Source organism: Veillonella sp. AS16, assembly GCF_000517785.1.
Classification (GTDB): Bacteria; Bacillota; Negativicutes; order Veillonellales; family Veillonellaceae; genus Veillonella; species Veillonella denticariosi.
Genome location: NZ_AZYX01000021.1, coordinates 24,152 through 37,600, shown reverse-complemented (window position 1 = coordinate 37,600; position 13,449 = coordinate 24,152). Strand labels below are relative to the sequence as shown.

Annotated in this window: 10 protein-coding genes; 8 read left to right on the top strand and 2 right to left on the bottom strand. The window is 42.0% G+C overall.

The features are described 5' to 3' along the window. Positions 1 to 50: 50 nt before the first annotated feature. The 6 genes from citD (at position 51) to HMPREF1521_RS07640 (ending at position 6,193) form a co-directional block, all read left to right on the top strand. The gene (citD, locus tag HMPREF1521_RS07665; RefSeq protein ID WP_005385629.1) at positions 51 to 320 is read left to right on the top strand and encodes a citrate lyase acyl carrier protein; all 270 of its coding nucleotides are present in this window, start codon (positions 51 to 53) and stop codon (positions 318 to 320) included. Further along, on the top strand, positions 320 to 1,285 hold the full coding sequence (locus HMPREF1521_RS07660; protein WP_038117792.1) for a CoA ester lyase: 966 nt from the start codon (positions 320 to 322) through the stop codon (positions 1,283 to 1,285). The genes citD and HMPREF1521_RS07660 overlap by 1 nt, the downstream gene beginning before the upstream one ends. Continuing rightward, positions 1,275 to 2,822 carry a citrate lyase subunit alpha gene (gene citF / locus HMPREF1521_RS07655; protein WP_038117789.1) on the top strand — a complete coding sequence of 516 codons (1,548 nt, stop codon included), beginning with the start codon at positions 1,275 to 1,277 and terminating at the stop codon, positions 2,820 to 2,822. Before HMPREF1521_RS07660 ends, citF begins: the two co-directional genes overlap by 11 nt. Positions 2,823 to 3,051: 229 nt before the next feature. Next, positions 3,052 to 3,927 (top strand): DUF4261 domain-containing protein, encoded by an 876-nt coding sequence (locus HMPREF1521_RS07650; RefSeq protein ID WP_038117786.1) that lies wholly within the window; start codon positions 3,052 to 3,054, stop codon positions 3,925 to 3,927. 188 nt (positions 3,928 to 4,115) lie between these two features. After that, positions 4,116 to 5,429, top strand: coding sequence for an MFS transporter (locus tag HMPREF1521_RS07645; RefSeq protein WP_038117783.1), 1,314 nt, complete (start codon positions 4,116 to 4,118; stop codon positions 5,427 to 5,429). Between the two features lie 146 nt (positions 5,430 to 5,575). Next, on the top strand, positions 5,576 to 6,193 hold the full coding sequence (locus HMPREF1521_RS07640; RefSeq protein ID WP_038117780.1) for an SAP domain-containing protein: 618 nt from the start codon (positions 5,576 to 5,578) through the stop codon (positions 6,191 to 6,193). 149 nt (positions 6,194 to 6,342) lie between these two features. Here the strand turns inward: HMPREF1521_RS07640 and HMPREF1521_RS07635 are convergent, their stop codons facing one another. Both HMPREF1521_RS07635 and HMPREF1521_RS07630 read right to left on the bottom strand, forming a co-directional pair. After that, on the bottom strand, positions 6,343 to 6,771 hold the full coding sequence (locus HMPREF1521_RS07635) for a hypothetical protein (RefSeq protein ID WP_038117777.1): 429 nt from the start codon (positions 6,769 to 6,771) through the stop codon (positions 6,343 to 6,345). Then, on the bottom strand, positions 6,771 to 7,694 hold the full coding sequence (locus tag HMPREF1521_RS07630; protein ID WP_038117774.1) for a LysR family transcriptional regulator: 924 nt from the start codon (positions 7,692 to 7,694) through the stop codon (positions 6,771 to 6,773). Before HMPREF1521_RS07630 ends, HMPREF1521_RS07635 begins: the two co-directional genes overlap by 1 nt. A 387-nt stretch (positions 7,695 to 8,081) precedes the next feature. Between HMPREF1521_RS07630 and nifJ the strand changes: the two genes are divergently transcribed. Together nifJ and HMPREF1521_RS07620 are read left to right on the top strand one after the other, a co-directional pair. Then, positions 8,082 to 11,618, top strand: a complete 3,537-nt coding sequence (gene nifJ / locus HMPREF1521_RS07625; RefSeq protein ID WP_038117771.1) for a pyruvate:ferredoxin (flavodoxin) oxidoreductase — start codon at positions 8,082 to 8,084, stop codon at positions 11,616 to 11,618. Positions 11,619 to 11,813: 195 nt separating this feature from the next. After that, a complete protein-coding gene (locus HMPREF1521_RS07620) occupies positions 11,814 to 13,427 on the top strand; it encodes a methyltransferase regulatory domain-containing protein (protein ID WP_038117768.1) in 1,614 nt (537 codons plus the stop codon). The last annotated feature ends 22 nt before the right edge of the window (positions 13,428 to 13,449 follow it).

Below are 13,449 nucleotides of genomic sequence, written 5' to 3'. Positions count from 1 at the left end.
ACACGTCTGGTCTTTGCCATTTGATATATTTTTTGTGGAAAGGATGCAACATGGCACAATTAGTAAAAGCTGCGCAAGCGGGTTTCGACGAAAAAAATGATGCATTAGTAACGGTGGAACCGATTGCTAGCGGTATCGAAATCGAATTAACATCCAAAGTTATTCGCCAATACGGCGACCAAATTAAATCCGTTATCTTGAACACGGTGAAAGAAGCCGGTTTTGATGGCGTAAAAGTAATCGTACAAGATAAAAATGCTTGGGATTACACGATTAAAGCCCGCGTGTTGGGCGCATTGGAAAGGGGGAGCAAAGCATAATGGCTAACGATAAAACATTCCCAGAAGTTAAAACAAACCCATTAACGGAGGCGGCTAAAAAACGTTTGTCCCGTTCCATGATGTTCGTACCGGGTAATACACCTAAAATGATTAACAGTGCAGATATTCACGGATCTGACTCCATCATGATTGATATTGAAGATTCCGTGCCTGTTACGGAAAAAGACACAGCTCGTCTTTTGACGGCAGAAGCATTAAAATCCCGTAAATTCCGAGCTGAAACGGTCGTGCGTATCAACCATCCTACACAGACTCCTTATGGTTATGATGATCTTGATGTCATCGTTCCTGCTAAACCTGATATGATTCGTTTACCTAAAACTGAAGATGTATCCGAGGTTGAAATCGTAGCGAAGAAAATTGAAGAAGTGGAAAAAGCTAACGGCTGGCCGGAAGGCACAATCAACATTATCGTGGCTATCGAATCCGTTCGAGGCTTGTACAATGTTCGTGAAATCTGTCACGGTCCTCGCGTAGTGGCTATCGCTCTCGGCGCTGAAGATTATCGTGCTGACCTTCGCACGGGAAAACATAAACCTGCTGTCGAATTGTTGTTCGCTCGTCAAACCATTCTTCATGCGGCGCGTGAAGCAGGCATCCGCGTAATCGATACAGTATTCTCCGACGTGAAAGATCCTCAAGGTTTCCGCGAAGAAGTTGAATTCATTAAAGCGTTGGGCTATGACGGCAAGTCCTGTATTCATCCAAGCCAAATCAAAATTATCCACGAAGTATTCACTCCTGATGAAAAAGAAATTGCTCATTCCGTTAAGGTATTGAACAGCTATGCCGATGCATTGCGCAACAATAAAGGCGTAATCTCCGTAGATGGTAAAATGATCGATGGACCTATCGTAGTACGTGCGCAGCGCGTAGTCGATAAAGCACGGGCTGCAGGCATTAAAGTTGAATTAGAGGAAGGAGCAGAATACGATGTTAAATAAAGTAGGTCGCGATATCCCGACAAATATTCCCGCATTAAAAGGTCGCGAAGTATATCAAGGTGAATTCGCAATCGAACCTAAAGCTCATCGCGCAGGCAAACCTGTACATATGAGCCGCGTGGGTACCAATAAAGTACTTGCTTCTATCGATGAAGCAATCGAAAAAGCCGGCGTAAAAGATGGCATGACATTGTCCTTCCATCATCATTTGCGCAACGGTGACTATGTAATGAAAATGGTTATGGAACGCGTTCAGGCGAAAGGTATTAAAGACATTACCATCGCATCTTCTTCCTTGTCCCCATGCCATGAATTCCTGGTGGAAATGATTCAGGACGGCACTGTAACAGCTATCGAAACATCCGGTTTGCGTGATCGCCTCGGTAAATTCTTGACTCAAAACCCCGGCGTATTGAAACGTCCTGTAGTGATTCGCTCCCACGGTGGTCGTGCACGCGCTATCGAATCCGGGGAGGTTCATATTGACGTAGCTTTCATGGGCGCACCTACAGCGGACCCTCGCGGTAATGCAACCGGTCGTATGGGTAAATCCGCATGTGGCGCACTCGGTTATGCTAAGGTTGACTCTCACTATGCAGATACAACCGTTATCATTACGGATAACTTGGTTGATTACGTACATAACTATGCAATTCCTCAAACTGACGTAGATTATGTTGTTCCTGTTGAAAGCATCGGTGATCCGGAAGGTATCGCTTCCGGTGCGGTAGGTTTCACTAAAAACCCTATCCAGATTAAGATTGCTGAATTGGCCGGTGAATTCCTTGATCAGGCGGGCATCATCAAAGACGGTTTCGTATTCCAATTGGGCGCCGGCGGTGCTCCTTTGACCGTTGCGAAATTCATCGCTGAAAAACTTCGTAAACGCGGTGAAGTAGGCGGTTTCGCTATCGGCGGCGCTACAGGTATCTTGACCGGTATGCTTGAAGATGGATTAATTAAAGCGATTTATGATACTCAAACATTCGATACTACTGCAGCGGCTTCCTTGGATAAAAACCCTGCACACATCGAAATGTCCGCTTCCATGTACGCTAACCCATGGACTGACTGCACTACAAACTACCTCGACGTAGTATTCCTCGGTGCAACTGAAATCGACCTTGATTTCAACGTAAATGTAATGACAGACTCCAACGGTGTATTGATGGGCGCTTCCGGCGGTCACTCCGATACAGCGGCAGGTGCTAAATGCACAGTTATCACTTGCCCGTTGATCCGCGGCCGCTTGCCGATGATCCGTGATAAAGTCGCTACTGTTATTACACCGGGCTCCTCCGTTGACGTACTCGTTACCGAATACGGTATCGCCATCAATCCGGCCCGTACCGATTTGATTGAACGCTTCAAAGACAGTAATTTGCCTATCTACACAATTGAAGAATTACAACAATTAGCATTCGACTTAGTAGGTAAACCACAAGATATCCCTGTATCTGATAAAGATGAAGATATCATCGCTATCGTAGAATACCGCGACGGTTCTATCATAGACGTGGTTCGCAAACCTCTATAATTGAGTAAGGGTTGGAGTCCGGTAGAATCCGTTTGGGTTCCGCTGTCAACTCATCATCCTATGCTGATTAGATACTATAAAGGCCCTCCCTATGGTCCTCGGACTCATAGGGAGGGCCTTTTTGTATTTATAAAACGGTGGTTACGTAATTGTAGTACTTATAAACATCCGATATACTATAAGGTAAAGGATGCATTTTATATTACGATTTAACTATAGGAGAGAGCATATGAGTCAAGTTTTTAAACAAGATTTAACAGATACTTCAGTCCGACCAGGTGGTATCTTTTTCGTTGAGTTATTAATGCCGAAGCAGTGTGATATGCCTGACCGGGATACAATGATAGAGATATTCACGAAGCATCTAGGACCTGTTGATTGTTTTGATCACCGTCGTGAGTCTGCTGGTTTCTCCCCTCAGAATTATAAGGTCCATTACGAGGATACTGATGCAGATATTTCACCGACGTTAATGGTGATGGATTGTGAGAAAATTGATAAACCTGTATTAGATGATTTTGAACGTAGTCAGGTGTGGGATTGTCCTAATGTGGATGAGTTGTTAGTAGAGTGTCAATACAGGGTGTTTGCTACGGATATGTTAGCCTCTGGTTTAGAGGCCAAAGAACGTGCAGATATGCTTGTAAAATATGTAGATGCATTGCTAGAGTTATATCCGTCTTGTAAAGCCGTTGTATTTGGACCGTCTCATAAGTTTTTAAGTCGTGAATCGATAGAAAATCATTCAGATAAAGCGGTAACTCGGTTTATTTATTATGCTGTAAATGTGCGTTATTTTAGCATTCAAGGTACCGAAGACATGATGGTTGATTCTCTATGTATGAGTACCTTATTCTTGCCTGATGTTCAGTATCACTTTCACGGTATGAATCCTGATGAGGTAGTTAATCATGCGTATAGTGTGTTGTATTATATTTTTGAGCACGACAATCCTATCGGTGATGGGGAAACGATTGCCGGCTTAGAAAATGGAGATATGAGTCCAGACATTCAATGGAAGGTTCAATATGAGGATTCTTTAATCCAGCCCGTTCGAGAGGTTCTAGATATTAATATGGGTGAATACGCATCTGGAACTCGGTAGTATAATTTGGTAATTGTTATTAAATATGAAAGCACCTTATGTAGTGTTTATGATCTCTTAATAGAGATGTATTGACACTATATAAGGTGCTTTTGTTTTCTATATTTTATATAATTCTATTGACAGAGGACGTTTGTTCTTTTAATATGGTGAAGTATGTAATATTTTAATAAGCAGAAAGGAATTATATGAACTCATCTACACTAGAGCCTCAAAGTGGGGATATCAATTTCAGAGACTTTACGAAGCGTCGTATGCTTCACGTAGTCTTACCATTGTTTATTGTTTCTATCATTGCTTTCTTGGATCGTGTTAACATTGCTTATGCAGGTTTGACTATGAAGGAGAATTTACCATGGTTGACGCCAGAAGTATTTGGTATGGGGGCAGGCATTTTCTTTATTGGTTATGTTTTGTTTGAAGTGCCTGCATCTTTAATTGCAGCTCGTTGTAATGCTATGCATTGGGTGGCGCGTATCATGTTTAGTTGGGGTCTCGTATGTATTCTTATGACGACGATGACCACCGAGTTGGAATTTTATGTTTATCGATTTTTACTTGGCCTATGTGAGGCTTCTTTATATCCTGTAATTTATTCATTACTCATTCCAAATTGGTTCTTGCCAAAGGAACGCGCGAAAGCAATCTCCTTGATGTTAACGTCTTTATTGTTCTCTAACATCATCGGTGGACCATTGGCAGGTATTCTACTGGATACAACATTCTTTGGTCTACATGGTTGGCGTACACTCTTTATTGTTGAAGCCATTCCTGCGGTGATCTTTGCGTTCATTTTCGCATTCTGGATGAAAGAGCGTCCTGAACATGCATCTTGGGTAACCAGTGCAGAAAAGGTATATATTAAAGATGAGCTTGAAAAAGAAGAGCAACAAAAGCAAGCTGTAAAGAAATATACTACTTGGCAAGCGTTGAAAGACCCAAAGGTATTGCGCTTAGCGTTAATCTATTTCTTGTGGGTGATTGGCTTCTGGGGCTTTAGTTTCTGGATGCCTCAAGTTCTTAAAAGCTTATCTGGTTGGTCACCAAGTGTGGTAGCATGGTCTATTGCTATCCCAATGACAGCAGCCTTACTTGTACAAGTATACTGTGGCTACTCGTCTGAAAAGCGCAATGAAAAACGTTGGCACGTTGCTACTACATTATTCATTGGTACTGTTGGCTTCTTAGCAACACCACACAGTCCGTCTCCAGAAGTTAGCTTATTCTTTATATGCTTAACTGCTGTAGGTGTTTACGGTGGTATGGGTGTATGGTGGACCATGCCAACAACCTTCTTATCTGGCGCTGCTGCAGCGGGGGCGATGGGACTCATTAACTCTTCAGGTAACATGGGGGGCTGGGTAGGCCCTTATATGCTTGGATTCATCAATGGTCACACTGGTAGCTTTGCTTATGGCTACTATGTGATGGGGGCTTGCATGTTCCTTGCGGGTCTATTAATTTTGACACTTCCAAAAACTATGGAGCATAAAGAGGATTAAGTAGAGCTATATTATAGATAACTAGATTATAGATAATTTCATAGGAAAAAATTTAACGAATGCTTCAATAGTGTGATTTTGGATACTGTTCAATTTTATGTTACAATTTACAAAATAGTATTATTTAAACTTGAGGAGACAGAATATTGAAAGAGTGTAGACCTAAGTTTGATGAAATTACATCATTTGATGAATTTAAAAAATATTATTGGTATCGTGATGAACTTTCACAAATATGTAAATCACTAGGATTAGAGTATAGGGGAATAAAACAAGAACTTAATCATATTATTGAGCAGTACTTTAACGGCAATTTAATTAAGAAATCATCAATAAAAAATAGAAAAAAACAGGTGGAAAATATTACTTTAGATACATCATTACTTGAATGTAATTTTTCCTTTAATTCGAAGTTTAGAGAATATTTCTCTGATTTAATAGGTGTTTCACGATTTAAATTTAATGCTGATATGGCTACTGCTTGGAGAAAAGTAAAAAGTGAAAAAAATATAAGCTTTACCATTGGAGATTTGCTGAAAGTATATTATGGTGAATCAGATTATGCAAAGTATGACGACTCGGTTTGTCAATGGAATCAATTTTTTAAGGATTTTTGTGCAGACGAATGTAGTGGCAATTATTCGAATAAATTAAAAGTAGCATCTATTATTTGGAAAGAAGTTAGAGATTCAAAAAATGAAAAAATCTATTCAAAGGATCTTTTAAGTGAATATGCATATAAATTAGAAGCGTATCGCAAGTAGAAGCAACTTGTCATTGCAGAGACGTATGGGAAAACTAGTAATTAAATCTATAATAGAATAACGATAAAAGCACCTTATATCCTATGAGAAGAGTCATTCGTGATGACTTTTGTAGGTATATAAGGTGCTTTTATTTATTCCTGATTTCTTTATTGATTTTGTTTTGTTACATCCGGTACTTTTCCCGGATTCATATCGAGGTTTAGATCCGTCGATTTAAATTGGTATGGATTGGCATCCGGCGGCTGTACTTTCAAGTCCGGATGAAGCCATTGCAGTTGTTTCAGTTCCCAGTCGTATCGGGCACCTTCATTTTGCAGGTACCGTATATCTTTCTGGATGTCATCAATCTGATCGCTGTGCTTGTTCGCCATTCCTTCCAAAATATATAGGCGTCCAGCCACGCTTTCAATCGTGGAGCCATCGTGATCCTCGTCGACGCGCCATTGCAGTTCCGCTATCTGAATCTGCTGCATGATGATGACGGTAACCAGCACGATGATAACCGCCCACATGGGTGTTTGTTTAGCTTTCAAAAGGGCTCGCAATTTAGTAGCGAGCCCAGATGGTTTATTCATTATTGGCGTTCCTCAAGTTGTAATCCTGGTAATGGTAGTTTGGAATTTACAAAGTCTAACCACAAGCGAGATGCATGGGAGAGGTAGTGACCTTTTTTCCAAATTACGTAGAGGGTATGAATGATTTCAGGCACTAGCGGTCTTACGACAACCTTGGAGCTGACGTCGGAGCTTTCACCGACCTCAGGGCAGAGACGGGACGGCAATAATGCAATCGCAAGATCGGCACTGACCGTCTGCAACATGAGATCCCGCTGGCTTGTCTCGAATACGATATGAGGTTGGAAGCCTGTATGTTTACATGCCTTGATAATTTCATCATGAAGGTTGAAGTCGTCCTTGTGCAGTACGAAAGATTCGTCAGCCAGCATTTCCAAGCGGATTTCCTTTTCCTTAGCCAAAGGGCTGGACTTTGGAATGATGACGGAGAGGGGATCGCTGGTTAAATAGAACGATTCAAATTCCTTCGGATTAGGTTTCGTACAGATAATCCCGATATCGATTAAACCTTCCTGGACACTGATTTCCACTTTTTTGGAACCTTGTTCGTAGAGTTCCAATTCGATTTGCGGATATACTTTTTTAAATTCCCCTAAAAGTTGTGCAAAAATCGGTGCGTCTGTAATAGGCGGAATACCGATTCGAATGGAACCCTGTTCTAAACGAAATTCGTTTTCAAAATCTGTTTTTAGATGTTCAAACATGAATACAACGCGTTTAGCATGGGTGAGGAAAATCGTGCCCCCGTCAGTGAGCTCTACGGACTTGGCGTTTCGCATGAAGAGCACTACGCCTAATTCATCCTCAAGAGCTTTAATGGTGCGGCTAATTGCTGATTGAGAAATATGTAAATTCCTCGCAGCTTTACTGAAGCTTTTTTGATCAGCTACTTCTACGAAGTATTTCAAATGATGAAAATCCATAATTAACCCCCTAATTAGAAAACTTAGCTATAGGAAGTGACTTGACTAACTGAGAATAGTTATTACTGAAATGCAATTAGCTATTACTTTATGTAAAGCATGGATAGCGATATTGGCAAAGCGACAGTCACTGTATGTATTGCTTTGATAGGGCCCTCACGTTATAATGAATTTATAGGGCTATATCAAGTTATGATATTAGGAATTATGGTTGTGCCCATTACAATATAGTATGCACACGCACATAATGCCATATTATATATAACATATATATTATTGCATTATTTTTTCATGTACGCAAGTTTGTAATGGTTGTTATTCCTATTCATAATGATAGATTAAGCAAGTGTTCTATTTTTGCTAAATGCTTAAGGAGGCAATAATCACATGAGTCGTAAATTTAAAACTATGGACGGCAACCAAGCGGCTGCTCACGTTTCTTACGGTTTTACAGAAGTAGCGGCGATCTATCCAATCACGCCATCTTCTCCAATGCCGGAACACGTTGACGAATGGGCTGCAACTGGTCGTAAAAACATCTTCGGCAACACTGTTCAAGTTGTAGAAATGCAATCTGAAGCAGGTGCTGCTGCCGCATTCCACGGTTCCTTGCAAGCTGGCGCATTAACAACAACTTTTACATCTTCTCAAGGTTTGTTATTGATGCTTCCTAACTTATATAAAGTTGCAGGTGAATTACTTCCAGGTGTATTCCAAGTAGCTGCTCGTGCTTTGGCTGCACATGCATTGGCTATCTTCGGTGACCATCAGGACGTAATGGCTGCTCGTGCAGCTGGCTGCGCTATGCTTGCTGAATCCTCCGTACAAGAAGTAATGGACTTGTCTGCAGTTGCTCATTTGACTGCTATTAAAACTCGTGTACCTTTCATCAACTTCTTCGACGGTTTCCGTACATCCCATGAAATTCAAAAAATTCAAATCTGGGATTATGAAGATTTGAAACCATTGGTTGACATGGACGCTGTAAAAGCATTCCGTAAAAATGCTTTGAATCCTGATGCTCCTGTAACTCGTGGTACTGCAGAAAACCCTGACGTATACTTCCAACATCGCGAAGCAGCTAACAAATTCTACTTGAACGTTCCTGACGTTGTAGAACATTACATGAACGAAATCAACAAGTTGGCTGGTACTGATTACCAATTGTTCAACTATGTAGGTGCTCCTGATGCGACTGACGTTGTTGTAACTATGGGTTCCTCCGCTCAAGTAGTAGAATCCACTGTTGAATACCTCAACAAATTGGGCCGTAAAGTCGGTTTCATCAACGTTCACTTGTTCCGTCCATTCGCAACAGATCGTTTGTTGAAAGTACTTCCTAAAACTGTTGAACGCATTGCAGTTCTTGACCGTACTAAAGAACCTGGCGCATTGGCTGAACCATTGTTCTTGGACGTACAGGCAGCTGTAGTTGACGGTGGCCGTAACATCAAAGTTATCGCTGGTCGTTATGGTTTGAGCTCCAAAGACGTTATCCCTGCAGACATCGTTGCTGTATTCGATAACTTGGCAGATAAAAACGGCAAGAAATTCTTCACATTGGGCATCAATGACGATGTGACATTCTTGTCCTTGGAACGCGCTAAAGACGTAGACGTTCACACTGAAGGCTTAACTGAATGTAAATTCTGGGGCTTCGGTTCTGACGGTACTGTAGGTGCGAATAAATCCGCTATCAAAATCATCGGTGACCACACTGACATGTATGCTCAAGCATACTTCGATTACGACTCCAAAAAATCCGGTGGCGTAACGATGTCTCACCTTCGTTTTGGTAAAAACCCAATCAACCAACCATACTTGGTAACTGAACCACATTTCGTAGCATGTCATCGTCAATCCTATGTACATGAATACGATCTTATCCGTGGCATTAAAAAGGGCGGTACGTTCTTATTGAACTGTACTTGGTCTCCAGAAGAATTGTCCGAACACTTGCCAGCTAAATTACGTCGCGAAATCGCTGAAAAAGAATTGAACTTCTACATCATCAATGCTGCGAAAATCGCTTCCGAAATCGGTTTGGGCGGTCGTATCAACATGGTAACGCAAGCTGCTTTCTTCAAATTGACTGAAATCATCCCTGTAGATGACGCTGTTAAATACCTTAAAGAATCCGTAGTAACTTCCTATGGTAAAAAAGGTCAGAACATCGTCGACATGAACAATGCTGCTATCGATCAAGGCGTTGGCGCTTTGGTGAAAGTAGACGTTCCTGCAGACTGGAAAAACGCTGTTGACGAAGGTCACGAAAAAGTTAAACCTGGTTGCGAATCTTGCCCATCTTTCGTTAAAAATATTGCACAACCAATCAATGCACAAGCTGGTTATGATCTTCCTGTATCCACATTTGCTGGTTACGAAGACGGTACATTACCTGCCGGTACTGCTAAATACGAAAAACGCGGTCCTGCATTGTTCGTTCCGAAATGGTTACCTGAAAACTGTATCCAATGTAACCAATGTTCTTTCGTATGTCCACATGCTACCATTCGTCCAATCTTGGCAACTGAAGCAGAAGTGGCAGCGGCTCCTGAACATTTCGATACAATCCCTGCACTTGGTGCTAAAGACCTTCAATTCCGTATCGCCGTATCCCCATTAGATTGCTTGGGTTGCGGTAACTGTGTTGATATCTGTCCTGCACCAAAAGGCAAAGCTATCGTAATGACTTCCATCGATTCCGAAATCGAACAAGCAGAAGCTTGGAATTACGGTGTGAACCTTCCTGTAAAAGAAAATCCTATGAAGAAGGATACTGTTAAGGGCTCCCAATTTGAACAACCATTGTTCGAATTCTCCGGCGCTTGCGCAGGTTGCGGTGAAACTCCTTACGCTAAATTGATTACTCAATTGTTCGGTGATCGTATGATGATTGCGAATGCTACCGGTTGTTCCTCCATCTGGGGTGCTTCCATGCCTGCATCTCCATACACTACTAACCAACTTGGTCAAGGTCCTTCCTGGGCAAACTCCTTGTTCGAAGACAATGCTGAGTTCGGTTACGGTATGTACATCGGTGTTAAAAAGATTCGCGCTCAGTTGGCGGAAGTAGCTGCAAAAGCTGCTGAAACTGCAACCGGCGAATTGAAAGAAGCTTTGGAACAATGGTTAGAATTTGCTAACCTTGGCGCTTCCAGCCGTGAACGTTCCGCTCGTTTGGTAGCGGCAATCGAAGCTGAAGGTGCTACAACTCCTGAACTTAAAGAACTTCTTGAAAAGAAACAATTCTTGGTTAAACGTTCCCACTGGATCTTCGGTGGTGACGGTTGGGCTTACGATATCGGCTTCGGCGGTGTTGACCATGTATTAGCTTCCGGCGAAGACATCAACATCTTCGTATTCGATACAGAAGTTTACTCCAACACAGGCGGTCAAGCTTCCAAATCCACTCACGTTGCTGCAGTAGCTCAATTCGCTGCTTCCGGTAAACGTACTAAGAAGAAAGACCTTGGCATGATGGCTATGTCCTACGGTTATGTATACGTAGCACAAGTAGCTATGGGCGCTGACAAAAACCAATTGATGAAAGCATTGGCAGAGGCAGAAGCTTATCCAGGTCCATCCCTAATCATCGCTTACAGCCCATGTATCAACCATGGTATCAAAGCCGGTATGGGTAAAGCTCAAGAAGAACAACGCAAAGCTGTTGCAGCTGGTTACTGGGATCTTTACAGATACAATCCTCTACTTAAAGAAGAAGGTAAAAATCCATTCTCCTTGGATTCCAAAGAACCGACTGAAAGCTTCCAAGACTTCCTTAAAGGTGAAGTACGTTACGCTTCCTTGGCAAAAGCTGCTCCTGATGTGGCAGAAGAATTGTTCGCTAAAACTGAACAAGACGCTAAAGAACGTCGCTTGAGCTATGTTCGCTTACAAAAAGGTTTTGACGACGTAAAATAATTCATTATTGACGACGTAACCTATATGAGGCACCCTTTCGAGGGTGCCTCTTTTTTGTATAATTCCCATCTTTACTCATAGGTATTACATAAGCAATTTGGTATAATGAAATAAATTATAAATCGAAATGATATTTTATAAGAACCATATGCGATGATACATTTGATGATAGTATTGATTAAATAGAGGTGCGGTATGTCAAAGAATACAGCGAAGGTGAAGGCCGATACACAACAAACAATATATAAGGAACTGGGATATAAATCATATCCGTTTCCGTTTACGACACCGACCTATTTAGAGGCTTACGGTACCTTGACAGGGCTTACCGTGCCGGCGGCAAAGACTGCACGCGTGTTGGAGCTGGGGGCTACGTATGGCGGAAATATTATTTCTCAAGCATTACATAATCCTGAGGCAACCTTTATAGGCGTTGAGCTTTCACAGGATCAGGTGGAGAAAGGAAATAAGATTATAGCTGATGCAGGCCTTGATAATGTGTCATTGGTTCAAGGTGATATCATGAATTTTGATGAATCCATGGGCACCTTTGACTATATTATTGCGCATGGCCTCTATTCATGGGTCGATGACGCGATGAAGGACAAGATTCTTGAAATTATCGAAAATCATTTGACGGATGACGGTCTTGCTTATGTATCTTACAATGCTTATCCGGGATGGCATACGATGGACGAGGTTCGTCAGTTGATGGTGTTTGCAAATCGTGATCAGGCTCAACTGACTCATAAGGAGAAGGTGAAGCGCGGTAAAACGGTGGGCAGTTTTGTGGGATCTCAAATCCTTAACTACGAAAATTTAACAGAGCGGAATATCAAGTTTCTTGGCGCTCTAAAGTCCGTTATGCAAAAGGACGATTATTACGTTGGGCATGACCATTTGGAACCGCACAACAATCCGTGTTATTTTTATCAATTCAATGATCACTTGGAACGTCATAATCTCGCCTATGTATGTGATGCTGATTTGACACTGTCCATGGTTCGTACCTATGATGAAAGCATGGCGGAGCAGCTGGAGAAATTGGCGCCGGAAAATCATGTGGTACAGGAACAGTATTTGGATTTCATTTTGGATACCACATTCCGCAAGTCTATTCTCTGTAAGGCTGAGGCCGCCAAGAATCTTAACTATGATGTGTCCGACCCGTCGAAGGTCAATAGTGTACCTGTGCGGACCATCATTAATGGATTTACATTTCAAATCCTTTTTGATGAAGAGGCATTGGCGATGTTTGATAATGACATTGTGCGCGATACATTCCAAGCCCTTATAAAGGACGGAGGAACCTTTACTATGATCGAGGCACTTGCCGTTTTAAAAGCTGCACATGATGCCTTACATGATGATGATACTACATTGGAGGGTGAAGTATGCGCATTGTATAAGGCCATTGTAGAACACATGGTGCGCGGAGGTATCCGGTTCTATAAGACCTTCCCGCAGAAACAGGAGTTTATGGATGGACTTTCATACATCCCGGAACGTTTTACGCGATTTGTGAAAGCTATTGTGGACGGCGGCGATGAGTATGTATATGGGGCGAATCTGTTTAACGATGCTATCGGGGACATTTCTTCGGAGGACTTGCTCTTTATGGAATTGTTGAGTCGGCCGAAGTCCAGGTCTACCGTAATTCGTCAAATTAAGGATGTTCTTTTTAATGCGGATAAGGCGCAGTCGGGAAAAAATCAGACCGCCATGGCTGAGGCCTTTTACACGGAACTGACAAAGCGTATGGAACAATTAGGTTACGTTAGAAATAAGCAGACTGAATCCGTTTCCTGATATAACTGTATAAGGCCTTAGT

Bases quoted from the DNA above. Each gene is read 5' to 3' on its own strand.
- citF (WP_038117789.1), top strand. From the start codon at position 1,275: ATGTTAAATAAAGTAGGTCGCGATATCCCGACAAATATTCCCGCATTA.
- HMPREF1521_RS07630 (WP_038117774.1), bottom strand. From the start codon at position 7,694: ATGGATTTTCATCATTTGAAATACTTCGTAGAAGTAGCTGATCAAAAA.
- nifJ (WP_038117771.1), top strand. From the start codon at position 8,082: ATGAGTCGTAAATTTAAAACTATGGACGGCAACCAAGCGGCTGCTCAC.
- citD (WP_005385629.1), top strand. From the start codon at position 51: ATGGCACAATTAGTAAAAGCTGCGCAAGCGGGTTTCGACGAAAAAAAT.
- HMPREF1521_RS07650 (WP_038117786.1), top strand. From the start codon at position 3,052: ATGAGTCAAGTTTTTAAACAAGATTTAACAGATACTTCAGTCCGACCA.
- HMPREF1521_RS07660 (WP_038117792.1), top strand. From the start codon at position 320: ATGGCTAACGATAAAACATTCCCAGAAGTTAAAACAAACCCATTAACG.
- HMPREF1521_RS07620 (WP_038117768.1), top strand. From the start codon at position 11,814: ATGTCAAAGAATACAGCGAAGGTGAAGGCCGATACACAACAAACAATA.
- HMPREF1521_RS07645 (WP_038117783.1), top strand. From the start codon at position 4,116: ATGAACTCATCTACACTAGAGCCTCAAAGTGGGGATATCAATTTCAGA.
- HMPREF1521_RS07635 (WP_038117777.1), bottom strand. From the start codon at position 6,771: ATGAATAAACCATCTGGGCTCGCTACTAAATTGCGAGCCCTTTTGAAA.